This window comes from Rhodoferax ferrireducens (assembly GCF_049302455.1).
Lineage (GTDB): Bacteria > Pseudomonadota > Gammaproteobacteria > Burkholderiales > Burkholderiaceae_C > Rhodoferax > Rhodoferax ferrireducens_B.
Genome location: NZ_JBAQMD010000006.1, coordinates 1 through 16,460, shown reverse-complemented (window position 1 = coordinate 16,460; position 16,460 = coordinate 1). Strand labels below are relative to the sequence as shown.

Sequence of the window (16,460 nt, the reverse complement as noted above, 5' to 3'; positions counted from 1 at the left end):
TGGCCGGGTATTTTCCACGGGTCCAGTGCGTCGGAGCGTTTGGGAATTTGCTGCCAGAATGGGAGGCTCGCCTTAGCCACCATGCCACAGTCACTGTTTCCCCGTTCCCATTTGATCCTGCGCTTGCTGCGCCCCGCAGCCACGTTGCTGACTGGCGCCCTGATGGTTGGCGCCGGTTGGGCGCAAACGCCGCCGGCACCACCCCTTCAAAAGCTGCGCATCGTCGGCGGCCTGGCAAACCTGAACCAGTACACGCGCAACGAAGCACCCTTCTGGACCCAGACCCTGGCCCGCTTGAGCGCCGGCAAGTACGATGCCGATATCGTGCCATTTGACCGGGCCGGGGTGCCGGGCAGTGACATGCTGCGGCTGATTGAGCTTGGCGTCGTGCCCTTTGGAACGGCACTGATGAGCTCTCTGTCTGCGCGATACCCCCAATACAGCGCGCCCGACCTGGCCGGACTCAATCCGAATATTGCCAGCCTGAAGCAGAGTGTGGCCGCCTTTCGCCCCTACCTGGAAAAAGAGCTGCGCACGCGCCACGGCGTCGAAGTCCTGGCGCTCTATATTTACCCGGCTCAAGTGATTTTTTGCAAGCGTGCACTCGCCAGCCTGGCGGATCTGACCGGGCGGCGTATCCGCGTCTCGTCAGCCAGTCAATCCGACTTTGTCAGCGCATGGGGCGGCGTGCCGGTGCTCACCGGATTTGCCCAGATCATGGACAACATGGCATCCAACAACACCGAGTGCGCGATCACCGGAACCATGTCGGGACATAAGCTCGGGCTGCATGAGGTCACCACCCATCTGCACACCCTGCCGGTGACTTGGGGTTTGGCGATTTTTGGCGCCAACCTGGCGGCCTGGGACGCCCTCCCGCCGGACCTGAAGGCCCTGCTGCGCCGCGAGCTACCCGCGCTTGAAGCCGCGATCTGGGCCGAGAGCGAGCGCGAGACCGGCGCGGGTCTGGCTTGCAACACCGGCGCGCAAGCCTGCAGTAACGCACGTCGGGGCCGCATGGTCGAAGTTCCGCTCTCGGCTGCCGACGAACGCCGACGCCAGGAGATTTTTCGCGCTACCGTGCTGCCACGCTGGATCGCACGTTGCAGCGTGCGCTGCGCTGACGTCTGGAACCAGACCATCGGTCCAGCGCGCGGCATCCGGGCACCACTCGCCCCATGACGCGCTTGAAGTTGCCACGTATCACAGTCTGGGTGCTGGGGCTGGCGGGTGCGTTCCTGCTGTCGCTCGCGCTGGCCGCCGCCAGCCTGGTGTGGTCGCTCAAGCAGGCCGCCGTGAACGAGGCCGAATCCGAAGCCGCGCGCTTTGTCAGTGGTGCCGTGGTGGCACTTAACCGAAGCCTGCTGGGCGTGGATGTGTTGCTTGCCAGCCAGGACGAGCAACTGGGTCTGTCACTGCTGGTGCCAGACTGGATTGATGCCGCCGCGGCCAGCCGGCAGATGCATGGCACCGTGCAGCAAAACCTGATGGTGCGCCATCTCGCGCTGCTCGATGCTCAGGCCCACGTCTTGGCCTCATCGGATATCGAGGGTGTCGCCCTGGATTCCTGGCTGCCAGCCGGCTTTGTGGCGCAGGCATTGGCACAACCCATGTCGGAGCTGAGCATTAGCGCACCGGTCGTGAATTTCGCCAGCTCCGAGCGGGTTATTTACTTTGGGCGCCCCATCAAACTGGCCGACAATTCCAGAGTGCTGGCGGTGGCCGAGGTACAGGTGTCGCTGCTCAATGCCATCCTGAGCCAGGGTGCCAGCATCAGTGGGCTGGAAATCACACTCGAACGCGGCGACGGGCAGTTACTGTCGAGCGAACCGGCTCAGGAGCAACTGTGGGGCACACGGCTGTCGCCGCCGCTGGGCCAAGTCCGCACGCAAAAACAGGTGCTACGCGGGTCAGCACGGCTCAGCGGTCAAGCGGCCATCGTACTGGCACAACCAACCTTGTATCGCGATATCCTCATTTGCGCCAGTATCCCGATTGATGCCGTGCTGGCGAACTGGCGCGAGCAGCGCAATTTCATCCTGGGTGTATCGCTGTTGTTTGCCTTGATGATTCTGGCCTCCGCCGGCTTGGCCCTGTGGTACCTGGAACGCCTGGCACAGGCCCGCCAGGCCATTGCCTCGTCGAAGGCCGAGATTGAGCAACTGGCATTTTTTGACCCTTTGACCAACTTGCCAAACCGCAGACTGTTGATGGACCGGCTGCAGCATGCCCTGAGCGCCAATGCGCGCAGCGGCCGCTGTGGTGCCCTGCTGTTTCTGGATCTGGACCACTTCAAAACCCTTAACGACACCTTGGGGCACGAAGTGGGCGACCTGCTGCTGCAACAGGTTGCCCAGCGCTTGAAGGCCTGCCTGCGCGAACAGGACACAGTAGCGCGCCTGGGTGGCGACGAGTTCGTCGTCATGCTGGAAGACCTGGCCGAGCACAGCCTGGAAGCCGCCGCCCTGGCCCGGCGCATCGGCGAAAAAATTCTGGCATCTCTCAACCAGCCCTACGTGCTGATGACACAAACTTACCGCAGCACCTGCAGCGTGGGCGCTGCCCTGTTCGAGGCCACAACGCCCATTACGGCGGCTGATTTGCTCAAACAAGCCGATATCGCCATGTACCAGGTAAAAGCACGCGGACGCAATGACCTGTGCTTTTTTGACCCGCAGATGCAAGCCAGCATCACGGCCCATGCCCAGCTTGAAGAAGATTTGCAGGCCGCACTGGTGAGCGGCGAATTTGCGTTGTACTACCAGCCCCAGTACCAGTTGCAGGACGGTGTGGTCGGGGCCGAGGCCCTGATCCGCTGGCGGCACCCGCGACGCGGCCTGGTGCCACCGATGGAGTTCATCGCGGTGGCGGAAGAGAGTGAATTGATCAACCAGATCGGCCTTTGGGTGCTGCGCACGGCCTGCCAGCAACTGGCGCGCTGGCAAGGTGATCCTCGGGCCTGCGATTTGCATCTTGCGGTCAACGTCAGCGCGCGCCAGTTTCGCCAACCGGACTTCGTGGCGCAAGTCAGCACCGTCGTGCACGAGTCCGGCATCAAGCCGCACCTGCTCAAGCTGGAGCTGACGGAGTCACTGGTACTGGACAACGTGATGGACACCATTGCCAAGATGAATGAGTTGAAAAACCTGGGGGTGCGGTTCTCGATGGACGACTTTGGCACTGGGCAGTCCTCACTGTCCTACCTCACCCGGCTGCCGCTGAACCAGCTCAAAATCGATCAGTCTTTTGTGCGCAACATTGGCCTTCAGGCCACCGATGATGTCATTGTTCAGACCATCATCGGCATGGCGCGCAGCCTGGGTCTGAGCGTGATTGCCGAGGGCGTCGAGACGCCAGCGCAGCAAGAATTCCTGGCGCTGCATGGCTGCACCCTGTACCAGGGCTACCTGTTTGGCAAGCCCACTGCCCTGCCCGACTTTGAAGCCCTGTTGGGCGCAGCACCGTCCCTGTCTTGACGCACCCCAGGCTCACCCCCACCGCAGCCTTGCTGCTGACGCTGCCGCCAATTCTGTGGGCGGGCAACGCCGTAATGGGTCGCCTGATTGCCCCGCTTGCCTCGCCCATGACGCTCAACCTGCTGCGCTGGGTGATTGCTTTTGTGCTGCTGCTGCCGCTGGCTGCCCCGGTGCTGCGCCGGGGCAGCGATTTGTGGCCCAATTGGAGGCGCTTTGCGGGCCTGTCTTTGCTGAGTATTGGCGGCTACAACGCCTTGCTCTACCTGGCGCTGAACACATCTACCCCTATCAACGTGACACTGGTGGGCTCCATCACCCCGGTGTGGATGCTGCTGATTGGCTGGGTATTTTTTGGCATGCGCATCTCGGGGCGGCAGTGGCTGGGCGCCGCGCTGTCGATCAGCGGCGTGCTGGTGGTCCTGAGCCGTGGCCAGCTTGAGTTGTTGCTGCAGGTGCACCTGGTAGCGGGCGACCTGTACATTTTGCTGGCTTCAGCCGCCTGGGCCTACTACAGCTGGATGCTGGCCCACCCCACCACCGAGCCACCTGACATTCGGCGCGACTGGTCGGCCTTTTTGCTGGCGCAAATTGCACTCGGGCTGGCCTGGTCGGGCTTGTTTGCGGGTGCGGAGTGGTCTTTGGGACTGGGGCGGCTGCAATGGGGCTGGCCCCTGGCTGGTGCGCTGCTGTTTATTGCCGCCGGGCCAGCCGTGCTGGCCTACCGCTGTTACGACGCCGGGGTAGCAAGGGTCGGTCCGTCCGTGGCCGGTTTTTTTGTCAACCTGACACCGCTTTTTACCGCCGTCCTGTCCAGTGCATTTTTGGGAGAAATACCGCACCTGTACCACGCACTGGCGTTCATTCTGATCGTGGGCGGCATTGCGGTGTCGTCCATGCGGCGCTGAACGAAACTTTGCCTGAATTCTGATCTTTTCTCTGCCTGCAACCCGGTATGTTCCCGCGTAGGGAGCGGCGGCCATAATGAAGCACCGCAAAAACCCTGTTCCTGCCGGAGACGCGCCATGAGTCAAAATCCAAAGTGCCGCAACACGCTGCTGGCCAGCACCGTTACCAGTGTGGCCGCCATCATGGCGGGCTGCACACCCAGCACGGTGCCGATACCGCAGGTGCCAGCGCCTGCCAAAGAGCCACCGGTTGCCAGTCGACCTGCCCCGCCTGCAGTACCCCTTGTCTCCGGTGCGAGCAACCCCCGTGCCTATCGAACCGATGCCGCCAGGCACATCTATGGCAAGAATGCGGAGCGCATATTTCACGGCCAATTGCCCGCGTTGCTGTACGCCATTGGGGTGCTGGAGGTTGACGTCGATGGCCAGGGTCGGGTCACCCGCCTGCACTGGCTGCGCCCGCCCAAGCATGCACCCGAAGTGATCGCCGAGATCGAGAAAACCGTGCGTCAGGCCGCGCCCTTTCCGACGCCCGTGCGCATGGGCCGCGTGACTTACACCGATACCTGGCTCTGGGACAAAAGCGGTCGCTTCCAGCTTGACACCCTGACTGAGGGACAGCTCTGAGTAGTCCGGACTTTGCGGGACATGTCACTGCGACGCAAAGCGAGCCAACGCTTTCCTCAACGAATCACCAAGATTTCCTGCGCTCGATCAAAGGAGTTGCGAGCGCTTTGGGAGACGCGCCAATTTGGGATTAGGATGGCAGAGGAACGTAAATCCAGGCTGTTTGCAAATCAAATCAGGAGAATGATATGACCAAAGAACTTTCCCCCGCCGAATATGCCCTGCGTGAAGCAGCCCGCGACTACCATCGCAACCCCACGCGCGGGAAAATCTCGGTCACCCCGACCAAGCCGCTGTCGAACCAACGCGATTTGTCGTTGGCCTATTCACCCGGCGTGGCCTACCCGTGTCTGGACATTGAGGCCGACCCTTCGCTGGTGACTGAATACACTTCGCGCGGCAATTTGGTCGGTGTCATCACCAACGGCACAGCGGTATTGGGCCTGGGCGACATCGGACCGCTGGCTTCCAAGCCGGTGATGGAGGGCAAAGGCTGTCTGTTCAAGAAATTTGCCGGCATTGATGTTTTTGACATCGAACTGGCCGAGCGCGACCCCGACAAATTGATTGAGATCATTGCGGCGATGGAGCCCACCCTGGGCGGCATCAACCTGGAGGACATCAAGGCGCCCGAATGCTTCTACATTGAAAAGAAATTGCGCGAGCGCATGAACATACCGCTGTTTCATGACGACCAGCACGGCACGGCCATCATCTCCAGCGCGGCCTTGCTTAACGGGCTGGAACTGGTTGGCAAACGCATTGAGGAGGTCAAAATTGCAGTCTCGGGTGCTGGCGCCGCCGCGTTGGCCTGCCTGGGTGTGATGGTGGGTCTGGGGGTGCGGCGCGAAAACGTTTTTGTGTGTGACTCCAAAGGCCTGATCTATGAAGGCCGCCCCGGCGGTTTCGATGAATCCAAGACCCCTTTTGCACAGAAGACCGAATTGCGCACGCTGGCCGATGTCGTCAATGGGGCCGATGTCTTCCTTGGCTGCTCAGCCGCCGGTGTGTTGACGCAGGACATGGTCAAAACCATGGCCCGCAGCCCGATCATTTTGGCGCTGGCCAACCCGGAGCCCGAGATTCGCCCTGAATTAGCCAAAGCAGTGCGCCCCGATTGCATCATCGCCACCGGCCGCTCGGATTACCCGAACCAGGTCAACAACGTCCTGTGTTTCCCCTACATTTTCAGAGGCGCACTGGACTGCGGCGCCACCAAGATCACCGAGGCCATGAAACTGGCCTGCGTGCGCCAGATTGCCGACTTGGCCAAGGCCGACATCAGCGAGGAAGTGGCCAATGCCTATGCTGGCAAGGAGCTGGTGTTTGGCTCCGAATACCTGATTCCAACTCCCTTTGATTCGCGCCTGATCCTGCGCATTGCGCCCGCCGTGGCCAAAGCCGCCGAAGAGTCCGGTGTGGCCGCCCGCCCCATCAAGGACATGGACGCCTACCGTCAGCAGTTGTCACGTTTTGTTTACCAGACCGGCATGATCATGCGCCCGGTATTCACCGCCGCCAAAGCCGTGCCCCTTGAAGCCAAACGGGTGGCCTACGCCGAAGGCGAAGACGAACGGGTGCTGCGCGCCGTGCAGGTGGTGGTGGACGAAGGGCTGGCCCGACCGATCCTGATTGGCCGGCCGGCCGTCATTGAGGCGCGCTTGCTCAAGGCCGGCCTGCGCTTGCGTCTGGGTACCGATCTGGAGTGCGTCAACCCCGAAGATGACCCGCGCTTTCGCCAATACTGGGAAACCTACCACCGCCTGATGGGTCGACGTGGGGTCTCCATCGAGGCGGCCAAGGCCGCCGTGCGCCGCTCAAGTACCACCATTGCCGCCTTGATGCTCAAACTCGGTGATGCCGATGCCATGTTGTGTGGACTGCTGGGTCGTTTTGACGTGCATCTGGAGCACGTCCGTGATGTGATCGGGGTTAAAGAGGGTGCTTGCGGATTTGCAACCTTGAACGCCTTGATGCTGGAGAAGCGCACGCTGTTTATCGCGGACGCCTTCGTCAATGAAGACCCGGACGCCGAGCAACTGGCCAGCATCGCCGTGATGGCGGCCGATGAAGTCCGTCGTTTTGGCTTGCCACCCAAAGTTGCCTTTCTGTCGCACTCGATGTACGGCTCCTCCAACCGCAAATCGGCCGTCAAAATGCGTCTGGCCCATGAGCTGTTCTGCAAAATGGCGCCCGATGTGGAGTCCGACGGTGAACTGCATGGCGATGCCGCGCTGTCAGAAGACATGCGCAACGCCGCCCTGATGGACAGCAAGTTCCATGGCGAGGCCAATGTGTTGATCTGCCCCAACCTGGACGCCGCCAACATCTTGTTCAATGTGCTCAAAGTCACGGGCGGAAACGGAGTCACCGTCGGCCCCATCTTGCTGGGTGCAGCCGCCTCGGCCCATGTGCTCACTCCATCCTCGACGGTACGGCGCGTGGTCAACATGACGGCCCTGGCCGTGGCCAATGCGGATCATGGCAAGGGCCTATCTCGTTAAGGCGACAGCCACAAACCTTTGACCGGCTCGCCTGGCAGGGGCTGGTCAAAGCCGGGACGAAGGTGGTGCATGGGCGGCAGGTCAGCCAGCGGTGCTGCTCGCGTCCCTGCGCCTCAGATGCGTTGCTTTGAGCTTTACACACTGTCGCATTTGGACATCAAATTGAAACACCTCGGCGCCCACTCTGGTTTATCCTGACAGGTCTTCCAGGCAACAAGATGCTGCCCGAGTGTTTTCAAAATGTGCCCGCCCCGTTCATAACAGATCGCGGGTCCATTCCATAGGAGCGACATGCCATGAATCACAGCCCCGCGGTCGAGGGACCCTCTTCGGAAAAAGTAACTTGCCAGGTGTCGGAAATCACGATTGCACAACTGGTCGGTCAAGTCTATGAATTCGCGCCACCGGCCGAGCGCAGCCGCCTGCTTGAGCATCTGCTGCGCCCCTTGGGCGTACTCTCGCTCGTGGCCATCGCCAACGGCATCTTTGCGAAAATTAGCTTTCGTAGCGGTTTCCCGGACCTGCACGTTCAAGTTGAAGACGTACAGACCGTGCAAGCCAGCGACGTCATCACCTTGGTCAACCATGTGCAGGAGATTAGCGTCCACGCCGTCGACGGTTTGGCCGACATGCTCGTGGCGTCGCCGGTGATGGCCGGCTCGGCTGCCGCCGCGCTGCTGATAGCGGTGCTGCTGCAGCGCGCCCGAAGCCGTCGCGCCGGTGACCGGGCGCTACCGCCGTCAATGGCGTGAGGTGACTCGGGCGGCGCGTGGCGACGGGATCAATCCGTCGTTACGAAATCGATAAAACCGCGATCCACGTCGGTGGCCACCAGCTTGACGCGGACCTTGTCGCCGACCTTGAGACTGGTTTTGCCGCGCACCAGCTTACCCTCGGCGGGCGGCGTGAAAATCCGGACCCAGATGCCGTCCGTGGTACTTCCGGTCACGATGGCGTCAAAGCGCTGGCCAACGTGAGACTCCAGCAATAGTGCAGCCTCTGACTTGCGCATGCGCCGCTCCACCTTCTGGGCCGAGTCTTCCTGCCGGGTGCAATGCAGGGCCAGCTCGGCCAGTTCGGCATTGGAATACGGCTGCGGCTTGCCGGCCAGCGCCGCCTTGAGCAGGCGTGACGTGATCAGGTCGGGGAAACGCCGGTTCGGTGCCGTGGAGTGGGTGTAGTCGCGTACAGCCAGGCCAAAGTGGCCGATCGGCGGTCCACCGGGCGTTTCCACCACATACTCGCCCGAACCCATGAGCCGCACGATGACAAGCGACAGATCAGGAAAGCGCAGCGGGTCGGCCCGGTGGCGCTTGGCCAGAAAAACCTCCAACGCCCTGGAATCGGGCTCGCCCGGCAGGGTTTCGCCGTACTCCTGGGCCACGGCCACAATGCGCAGCCAGCGCTCGGGCGAGCGCACCACGCGCCGCAGCGAGGAGCCGCCCCTCCCTGCCAGGTAGCGTGCGGTGCAGCCGTTGGTGGCAATCATCACTTCCTCAATCAACTGACGCGCGCGGTTTTGCACCTGCTGGCGAATATCAACCACCTGCTCACCGTCAAACACGGCGCGCGGCTGGAAAGTCTCCAGCTCCAGCGAGCCCTCTAGACGCCGGCGCACGCGCAGTTGCTGGGCCAGCGCGTCCTGTGTGCGAAGTTGCGCCTCCATGCCCGGCACCGCGGCCGCTGCGGCTGGCAGTGCGCCGTCACTTTCAATCCAGGCGCTGACAGCGTCGTAGTCCAGCTTGGCCTTGTTGCGCACCCGGGCCCGGTACACCGTGGCGCCCGCCAGCGAGGCGTCGGCGTTGAAGACCATCTCGGTCACCAATGCCAGCCGGTCCTGTGCAAAATTGAGCGAGGTCAGATCGGTGGACAGGCGCTCGGGCAGCATCGGGAAAATGCGGGCCGACGTGTACACCGAAGTCGTGTTGGTGAGCGCATGCTCATCAATGGCGCTGCCCTTTTTGACCAACACGTCCACATCGGCGATGGCCACCCACAGCCTCACCACGCCCTGGTCCAGCACCTCGCAGACGGTGAGCTGATCCAGATCGAGCGAATCGTCATTGTCGATGGAGCACCACAGCAAATCAGTGAGATCGTGAATATCAGGACCGGCCTCGCTGCCGGGTCCGGTGATGGCAGCCAACTCCGTCTCGACACGCGCCGGAAACTCGGGTTCAAGCCCACGCTCGGACATGGCGCGGGTGGCGATGCGGACGAGGTCGGAGCGGTGGTGGGGATGGGAATGGTTGGAGTTCATGACGACAATATACAGGCAGTGTTGGCATGCAGCGTCGGCGCGCCATTCCCTGCTGAGCAGGGTGCGGTGCTGCTGGCACAATGCAGCGGCACTGGTTTCGCTGGTGGCACGGTGTTTGGAATTACAGAGGTATCTGACATGGCTGGCCCGACAACTGAATTTTGGCAAGAGCGTTTTGAGAAAAAAGAAACCAGTTGGGACCGCGGCAGCCCAAGCCCTCAGCTTCTCGCGTGGCTGGCGAGCGGCGCACTGCGGCCCTGCCGGATAGCGGTTCCGGGCTGCGGCAGCGGCTGGGAAGTGGCTGAGCTGGCCCAGCGTGGATTTGAGGTCACAGGCCTGGACTACACCGCTGCCGCGACGACAAGAACGCGAGCGCTTTGTGACGCCCGCGGCCTGAAGGCCGAAGTCCTTCAAGCGGATGTGCTGAGTTACCAGCCGGAGAAAAAGTTTGCCGCGATCTACGAGCAGACCTGCCTGTGTGCGATTCATCCCGACCATTGGGTCGACTACGCCCGTCAATTGCATCGGTGGCTTGAACCGCAGGGCAGTCTTTGGGTGCTGTTTATGCAAATGATTCGCCCGGCCGCCACTGAAGAGGGTCTGATTCAGGGCCCCCCCTACCACTGCGACATCAATGCCATGCGCGCTTTGTTCCCCCAAAAGGATTGGGTTTGGCCCAAGCCACCCTACGACAGGGTTTCCCATCCCAGTCTCTCGCACGAGTTGGCGCTGCGATTGGTCCACCGATGAACCCCCGCTGCACATCCTGACAACCAGAGGTGACAAAATTGATCGTTCAACCATGGCGGCTCAATGGCTGCCGGAGCGTGACCGATGGCGCTGCCTGAAGATGACTTGTCGGCCTCGCAAGCGCTGGTGATTGACAGCAACCCGACCTCACGCTCCATTTTGGTGTCGCAGTTGCGAGACCTGGGCATGAGCAACGTCGCGCAATGCGCGCGACTGGCCGATGCTCGCCGCCAACTTGAGTACCGCTCGTTTGATGTCGTGTTGTGTGAGCAGCATTTTGCCAACGAAGCCTCGTCTGGCCAAGACCTGCTCGATGACTTGCGACGCAACCAATTACTGCCGTTTTCAACCGTTTTTATCATGGTCACCGCCGAGGCCACCTACGCCAAGGTAGCCGAGGCCGCCGAGTCGGCGCTGGATGGATATTTGCTCAAGCCACATAAAGCCGCCCAGTTGGGGGAGCGCCTGCGCCAGGCGCGCATTCGCAAAATCTCCTTGCAGGAGATATTTTCCGCCGTCGAAGCAGAAGATTTTGAACGCGCTGCCCAGCTCTGCCAGCAGCGCTTTGAAACGCGAGGCCTGTTTTGGCTCTATGCCGCCCGCGTCGGCGCTGAGTTGCTGCTTCGCATCGGCCAATACGCCCAGGCCCAGACCATGTACGAAGCGGTGGTGCAGGCCAAAACCCTGCCCTGGGCCAAACTCGGCGTGGCCCGCTCTCTGCTGGACGCAGGCCAAACCGCCCGCGCCGCCAGTACGCTGGAAAACCTGATCAGCGAAGACCCCAGCTACAGCGACGCCTATGACGTACTGGGACGCGCCCAGTTCGAACTCGGCAAGTTTGATCAGGCGCTGGCCACCTACAAAATGGCCGCCAACCTGACACCCGCGTCCATCAGTCGTCTGCAAAATCTGGGCATGATGACTTACTACGCAGGGGAGCGGCAAGAGGCCGAAAAGATACTGGACCGCACCGCCCGCTTGGGGCTGGACTCGAAGATGTTCGACTGCCAGACTTTGGTACTGCTGGCCTTCACCCGCCTCGAGAATGGCGACGGCAAAGGTCTGCAGCGCTGTCGCGACGACTTTGCCCGCCTGATCGAAAAAGACCCAAAAAACGAACGCCACCAACGCTTGTCTGGCATTGTCGAGGTGCTGTCGTCGATTCAGCAAGGTCAGTTTGCACAGGCGGTCGATGCCGTCCGCACCATGGCCCTCACCATCAGTTCGCCCAACTTCGATTTTGAAGCCGCCTCGAATCAGCTGGCCTTGCTGGCGCAATTGGCAAACAAAGCGATCCAGCTCGACGAAGTGGGGGCTTTTGTCGACACACTGGCGCTGCGTTTTTGCACCAACAACACCCTCAGCGAACTGCTCGCCGGTGCCGCCGCCATCCACCCGCCTTATGCTGAGCGCATTCGCTCAGCCCACACCCAGATTCTGAAAATCACCGAATACGCCGTGTCCCTCAGCATGAGCGGGGACCCGCAGGCGTCGGTCAAGCACCTCCTGTTTCACGGCAATGCCACTCTCAATGCCAAGTTGATCGAAACCGCTTATCTGGTGCTGCATCGCTATTTCGACAAAATTGCCGACGCGTCCAGACTGAGCGAAGCCGTGAATGACTTACGCACACGCTTTGCCACCCACAGCAACCGGTCGGCGTTCGGGGAACAAAGGCGCCAGCCCGGTGGTTTGACCTTGCGTGCCGGCGCTGCGCCCGCCAAAGCAGCCAGCGCAGTTGCGCCCGCTTGAGTCAATGCGGATCAATAGTGCGGCGGCAGATCGTCGTGCGCAGGGCGCGGCCCGCCCGCGCCGTCGTCCCGGGGCTGCTGGCGCAGTTGCGCCAGTTCACGCATCAGCAACTCGATTTGTTCCTGTTGACGCACGATGACCTGGTCGAGCTGGTCCAGCAAGTCTTCGGTGAAGGTGGCCTTGATCTCAAGTTCCGTCAGGCGTTGTTCGGTGTCGTTGGGGTGGTCCATGCCCGTATTGGACCTGAAATTGAAGTGCATACCAAGTGCGCCACCAGACGGAACAGGCCGGCACCACCACGGGCCGATTCCAGGCACAACGTTACCTACCGCACAGACGCTGGCGCAATACCCTCCTACATTGGCACCAAGCCGGTCGCATCCCGCGCAGCCGAATCAGGAGCCAGTTCATGAACCTCCCCCGCACAAACTTTGTTTTGCAGCACGGCTGGGTCGACAACATCACCGCGCGTCAACGCATGCTGCGGCAATGGTGGTACCGCTTGCCTGCCGGCTTGCGCTCACCGGTCTGGTCGACCATTCTGGCAAGTCTGATCATCCTGGGTCTGCTGCTGGCTTTTCATCAGGTTGTGCATGAGGCGGTGCAGCAAGGCGAGTTACGGCACAAGGCCTACGCCCTTCAGGCCGAGGCAACCTGGCGCTGCAAAGTCTTGCCGGCCCGCGGCGCAAGCGACAGTTGCCTGCTGCAACTGAGTGCGTCGGCCGATGGCCGCGGCCTGCCAAGCGCCCAAGCTACGCAACTGGCAAGCCAGTGAGGCGATTCATCAGCAGTCGCAGGCACTTTCTGCTATTAAATATATAGCTAACTACGCTTATTCCACGGGGGCTAGAGGCATAAAATACTTAGAAACACTGCGCCAACTCGTGGCTTGGCATGGCGCCTTGTCAAATAGCGCCAATCAAGGCCTGGCAAACAAATAGGAGAGTTCCCGATTCATTCGGTCGGCGTCGCCCGCGTTCAACTCCAGGAGTCGGCGCAGCCGGGTCATGCTCAGTACCTCAATGTCCAGGCATTCGATGCCGACGCGCTGATCTTCCAGGTGCACAATTTTCCCCGTCATCTCGATCGCCTCACCGCCATCCGTCAGCGGCAGCACCAGGCGGCATTTTTCCTGCAGCACCAGCGGCTGCGCGGTTGCGGTCTGCACCAGGGCGCCCTTGAGTGCGATGTCGACCAACTGCACGCTGATCGTGCGGTCATGCAGTTGCAGTGACACCTCGGCGGCAAACGGTATGCGTGAGAAATGGCGCAGGCTTTTAACCGGTGTTGTCTTCATGATGAAACTCCCAAAAGGCTGGCGCGCGGTCTCACGCGACGGTGAATCGGTGCCAAGGTTACGGGGCCTTGCCGTCGAATGCAAGCTCGGAAAAGGGTCCGGCGGCAAAAATTGCGCTGTTGTCGGGCTGCGGCGCCAGTGGCAGCGGCCCCATCGGACGCCCGTAAATGCGGCGCACCCGCTGCGCCAAAGTCGGGTGGCTGGCGAACCAATCGGCCCATGGACCGTCGGCACCGGCCTCGACCAGCAGCATGTGCTGCAGCGCCGGGTGATCAATGCCGCTGCGACCCAAGCGCTGCATCGCGCCGTCGCGCCGCTGGGTCATCACCTTGCGCAGCACACCGCCCAGGCCGTCACGGCTGCGCGTCCACTGCACGGCGCGGGCATCGGCCAGGAACTCGCGCTGGCGCGACACCGCGGCCTTGAGCATGCGCCCGGCCAGCCAGCCGGCAAAACCTGCCCCCATGATGGCCGAGCCAAACAAAGTTCCCAGTCCACCGCGCTCCCGCACCGTATCGCCAAAGTTGTACACCAGTTCCAGGCCATACACCATGCCCGCCAACTGCATTTTCAAGCGGGTATCGCCCTCGCGCAGATGACTCAACTCGTGCGCCACCATACCCTGCAACTCCTCACGCGTCAGTTGGTCCAGCGCGCCCTGCGTGACTGCAATGACGGCATCGTGCTCGTCCCAACCGGCGGCAAAGGCATTGATGGCATCGGCGCGGGCCAGCACCACGGGCTGCGGGCGCGCCACACCCCCGGCAATGCACAGCTCGTCCAGCACATTGCAAAAACGCTGCTCGGCCTGCGACACCGAGGGCCGCGCCTCGCGGGCGCCGACACGCTGCGCCAGGCGCAGCCCACCGGCGCGCAACTGCGAAGTCTCCACCCACCAGCCACCGAGCACCAACAACAGCGAAACGCCGACATTGACAGCCAGAAAGCCAGTTGGAAATGACAGCGACACGGGTAATAAGGCCGAAATAAAGGCCGCCAGCAGCAACCAGGCCAGCACCAGCGCGCCGTGCACCGCGGCCACCAGCAAGATGACCGCCAGGACAAAAGCCAGCAGCAGACGCCGAGTCTCGGCACGGGCCGCCTGCTGGTGGTCAAAAAACCGCATGGTGGGTCGCTCGCAGCCTCAGAACCGGCTTGTACCAGGCGCTCAGAAGCGCACTTGGGGCGCGGCGCGCTCGGCCTCGTTGCGCGTCGCCTCCAGCATCGCCGCCGTTGCAAAGCCCAGCAACCGGGCGACGATGAGATCAGGGAACTGAGTGGCCTCGTTGTTGAAGTCCAGCACCTGATCGTTGTAGGCCTGACGCGCGAAGCCGAGCCGGTTTTCAGTGCTCGTGAGTTCCTCGCTCAGGGACTGCATGGTGGCGTCGGCCTTCAAATCAGGGTAGTTTTCAGCCACGGCCATCAGGCGTCCCAAGCTGCCGCCCAAGGCGTTTTCCGCCAGCGCCAAGGCGCCGATGCTGGCGGCGTTGGCCGGCTGGGCACGGGCGGCGGCGGTGGCCGTTTGCGCCTGGCCACGGGCCCGGATCACCGCCTCCAGCGTCGCGGACTCGTGCGCCAGGTAAGCGCGCGCCACCTCAACCAGGTTCGGCACCAGATCATGGCGCCGCTTGAGCTGGACATCGATCTGACCAAACGCATTGGCAATGCGGTTGCGCAATTGCACCAAGCGGTTGTAGATGGCCACGCCCCAAACCAGCACCACGGCAACAACAATCAACAAACCCCAAGTCAACATCATCATTTTTACCTCGTCATTCTGGTCATCAGAATCATAGCTGCGACGCGGGCGGTCGGCCCCCGCTTGCACGGCGCGTTTCGCGCAGCATGAAGAGATAAAGCCCCTCCACCTTGTCGCGCGCCCACGGCGTCTTGCGCAAAAATTTCAGACTCGACGCCACGCTGGGGTCGCTGGCGAAACAGCGCACCGGAATACGCTCCGCAAGTCCCGCCCAGCCGTAATGCGCCACCAGCGCGGTGACGATGGCCTCCAGGGTGAGCCCATGCAGGGGGTTGCGGATTTGGGCGGGAGCTTGGCCGGGTGGTGTATTGGGTGGGGAAGGAGGCGTTTGCATGCTGCGATTTTGACATCGCCCGGATAAGCGTCAGTGGGCGGGGTCACAACGCCTGCTCTTTGACCCCTTGGCGCCCACACGCGTCGTAGGCGCCATGCCGTTTGGGACCTCAGCCCATTGATTGCCATTCCGGACAGCAGCGGTAGGCAGCAAGCCAGCTAGAATACGCGGCTTGGAAGCTTGGCAGAGTGGTCGATTGCACCGGTCTTGAAAACCGGCAAACCGAAAGGTTTCTAGGGTTCGAATCCCTAAGCTTCCGCCAATGAAATCAAACCCGCACACGACAACGGCTGGCACTTCAAGCATGAGCCGGTCGAGCATACAAACAAGATCACGCCTGCACCGATAGGCAGCCCTTGATCCTTGAGCGGCAAGCAGAGAGTAAGCCGCTACAGGCCCGTGCAGCATCCGCGCCAATATTCATTGCGGTCGCCCCCGTGTCGTGCAGCCTGAAACCGAAGCCGATATTGTTGAAAAGTATGCATCTGGCAGCTACACCTTGCATGGCTTGGCGGCGGTCATGAACGTTCATCCTTCGGTCGTCAAGCGTGCCGTCTACCGTGTCACGAGGCCCGATCACTCTAGTCTGAAATAGACACCTTTTGGCGCCTGTTACATTCCGTCCATGGGAATGCAAGATCGAGACTATTACCGCGAGTGGTGGAAAGAGAGTAAGCACGCAGCCAACCCATCTTGACCACAGCGCAGTGGCTGTGTCTGGGAATCAAGTGAATTGAATTTGCGGCTGCCAGCGATGCGGCAACAGTTCATGAATCTGACTTGCCCGCTGCGTAGG

Annotated in this window: 15 protein-coding genes and 1 tRNA gene; 10 read left to right on the top strand and 6 right to left on the bottom strand. The window is 61.7% G+C overall.

The annotated features are described in order from the left end of the window. Nucleotides 1–162 precede the first annotated feature (162 nt). From WA157_RS00515 to WA157_RS00490, 6 genes are all read left to right on the top strand, one after another. Nucleotides 163–1,182 (top strand): TRAP transporter substrate-binding protein, encoded by a 1,020-nt coding sequence (locus tag WA157_RS00515; protein WP_422619092.1) that lies wholly within the window; start codon nt 163–165, stop codon nt 1,180–1,182. Then, on the top strand, nt 1,179–3,476 hold the full coding sequence (locus WA157_RS00510) for a putative bifunctional diguanylate cyclase/phosphodiesterase (protein ID WP_422619075.1): 2,298 nt from the start codon (nt 1,179–1,181) through the stop codon (nt 3,474–3,476). Before WA157_RS00515 ends, WA157_RS00510 begins: the two co-directional genes overlap by 4 nt. Next, on the top strand, nt 3,473–4,381 hold the full coding sequence (locus tag WA157_RS00505; protein ID WP_422619074.1) for a DMT family transporter: 909 nt from the start codon (nt 3,473–3,475) through the stop codon (nt 4,379–4,381). Before WA157_RS00510 ends, WA157_RS00505 begins: the two co-directional genes overlap by 4 nt. Before the next feature lie 117 nt (nt 4,382–4,498). Then, nucleotides 4,499–5,008, top strand: a complete 510-nt coding sequence (locus WA157_RS00500; protein WP_422619073.1) for a hypothetical protein — start codon at nt 4,499–4,501, stop codon at nt 5,006–5,008. Nucleotides 5,009–5,196: 188 nt separating this feature from the next. Beyond that, a complete protein-coding gene (locus tag WA157_RS00495) occupies nt 5,197–7,512 on the top strand; it encodes an NADP-dependent malic enzyme (protein WP_422619072.1) in 2,316 nt (771 codons plus the stop codon). A 296-nt stretch (nt 7,513–7,808) separates the two neighbouring features. Beyond that, nucleotides 7,809–8,264, top strand: a complete 456-nt coding sequence (locus WA157_RS00490) for a hypothetical protein (RefSeq protein WP_422619071.1) — start codon at nt 7,809–7,811, stop codon at nt 8,262–8,264. 29 nt (nt 8,265–8,293) lie between these two features. Here the strand turns inward: WA157_RS00490 and WA157_RS00485 are convergent, their stop codons facing one another. Next, a complete protein-coding gene (locus WA157_RS00485) occupies nt 8,294–9,772 on the bottom strand; it encodes an RNB domain-containing ribonuclease (protein WP_422619070.1) in 1,479 nt (492 codons plus the stop codon). Between the two features lie 138 nt (nt 9,773–9,910). On the opposite strand from WA157_RS00485, the gene WA157_RS00480 reads away from it, so the two are divergent. Further along, nucleotides 9,911–10,522, top strand: a complete 612-nt coding sequence (locus WA157_RS00480) for a methyltransferase domain-containing protein (protein WP_422619069.1) — start codon at nt 9,911–9,913, stop codon at nt 10,520–10,522. Nucleotides 10,523–10,606: 84 nt separating this feature from the next. After that, on the top strand, nt 10,607–12,274 hold the full coding sequence (locus WA157_RS00475) for a response regulator (protein ID WP_422619068.1): 1,668 nt from the start codon (nt 10,607–10,609) through the stop codon (nt 12,272–12,274). Nucleotides 12,275–12,285: 11 nt separating this feature from the next. On the opposite strand, the gene WA157_RS00470 is transcribed toward WA157_RS00475, so the two are convergent. After that, nucleotides 12,286–12,504, bottom strand: a complete 219-nt coding sequence (locus WA157_RS00470; RefSeq protein WP_422619091.1) for a SlyX family protein — start codon at nt 12,502–12,504, stop codon at nt 12,286–12,288. A gap of 179 nt (nt 12,505–12,683) precedes the next feature. On the opposite strand from WA157_RS00470, the gene WA157_RS00465 reads away from it, so the two are divergent. After that, nucleotides 12,684–13,049, top strand: coding sequence for a hypothetical protein (locus WA157_RS00465; RefSeq protein ID WP_422619067.1), 366 nt, complete (start codon nt 12,684–12,686; stop codon nt 13,047–13,049). A gap of 144 nt (nt 13,050–13,193) precedes the next feature. Here the strand turns inward: WA157_RS00465 and WA157_RS00460 are convergent, their stop codons facing one another. The 4 genes from WA157_RS00460 to WA157_RS00445 are packed head-to-tail and all read right to left on the bottom strand — an operon-like array spanning nt 13,194 to nt 15,664. Next, nucleotides 13,194–13,571, bottom strand: a complete 378-nt coding sequence (locus WA157_RS00460; RefSeq protein WP_422619066.1) for a PilZ domain-containing protein — start codon at nt 13,569–13,571, stop codon at nt 13,194–13,196. Nucleotides 13,572–13,629: 58 nt separating this feature from the next. Continuing rightward, entirely contained in the window at nt 13,630–14,697 is a 1,068-nt protein-coding gene (locus WA157_RS00455) for a M48 family metalloprotease (protein ID WP_422619065.1), read from the bottom strand. A gap of 42 nt (nt 14,698–14,739) precedes the next feature. Then, nucleotides 14,740–15,327: a LemA family protein gene (locus WA157_RS00450; RefSeq protein WP_422619090.1), complete on the bottom strand. Its 588-nt coding sequence runs from the start codon at nt 15,325–15,327 to the stop codon at nt 14,740–14,742. 34 nt (nt 15,328–15,361) lie between these two features. Beyond that, a complete protein-coding gene (locus tag WA157_RS00445) occupies nt 15,362–15,664 on the bottom strand; it encodes a VF530 family DNA-binding protein (RefSeq protein ID WP_422619064.1) in 303 nt (100 codons plus the stop codon). A gap of 174 nt (nt 15,665–15,838) precedes the next feature. Between WA157_RS00445 and WA157_RS00440 the strand changes: the two genes are divergently transcribed. Next, nucleotides 15,839–15,926, top strand: a tRNA-Ser gene (locus WA157_RS00440). The last annotated feature ends 534 nt before the right edge of the window (nt 15,927–16,460 follow it).

Bases quoted from the DNA above. Each gene is read 5' to 3' on its own strand.
- WA157_RS00450 (WP_422619090.1), bottom strand. From the start codon at position 15,327: ATGTTGACTTGGGGTTTGTTGATTGTTGTTGCCGTGGTGCTGGTTTGG.
- WA157_RS00510 (WP_422619075.1), top strand. From the start codon at position 1,179: ATGACGCGCTTGAAGTTGCCACGTATCACAGTCTGGGTGCTGGGGCTG.
- WA157_RS00500 (WP_422619073.1), top strand. From the start codon at position 4,499: ATGAGTCAAAATCCAAAGTGCCGCAACACGCTGCTGGCCAGCACCGTT.
- WA157_RS00460 (WP_422619066.1), bottom strand. From the start codon at position 13,571: ATGAAGACAACACCGGTTAAAAGCCTGCGCCATTTCTCACGCATACCG.
- WA157_RS00515 (WP_422619092.1), top strand. From the start codon at position 163: ATGGTTGGCGCCGGTTGGGCGCAAACGCCGCCGGCACCACCCCTTCAA.
- WA157_RS00465 (WP_422619067.1), top strand. From the start codon at position 12,684: ATGAACCTCCCCCGCACAAACTTTGTTTTGCAGCACGGCTGGGTCGAC.
- WA157_RS00475 (WP_422619068.1), top strand. From the start codon at position 10,607: ATGGCGCTGCCTGAAGATGACTTGTCGGCCTCGCAAGCGCTGGTGATT.
- WA157_RS00480 (WP_422619069.1), top strand. From the start codon at position 9,911: ATGGCTGGCCCGACAACTGAATTTTGGCAAGAGCGTTTTGAGAAAAAA.
- WA157_RS00495 (WP_422619072.1), top strand. From the start codon at position 5,197: ATGACCAAAGAACTTTCCCCCGCCGAATATGCCCTGCGTGAAGCAGCC.
- WA157_RS00445 (WP_422619064.1), bottom strand. From the start codon at position 15,664: ATGCAAACGCCTCCTTCCCCACCCAATACACCACCCGGCCAAGCTCCC.
- WA157_RS00485 (WP_422619070.1), bottom strand. From the start codon at position 9,772: ATGAACTCCAACCATTCCCATCCCCACCACCGCTCCGACCTCGTCCGC.
- WA157_RS00455 (WP_422619065.1), bottom strand. From the start codon at position 14,697: ATGCGGTTTTTTGACCACCAGCAGGCGGCCCGTGCCGAGACTCGGCGT.
- WA157_RS00490 (WP_422619071.1), top strand. From the start codon at position 7,809: ATGAATCACAGCCCCGCGGTCGAGGGACCCTCTTCGGAAAAAGTAACT.
- WA157_RS00470 (WP_422619091.1), bottom strand. From the start codon at position 12,504: ATGGACCACCCCAACGACACCGAACAACGCCTGACGGAACTTGAGATC.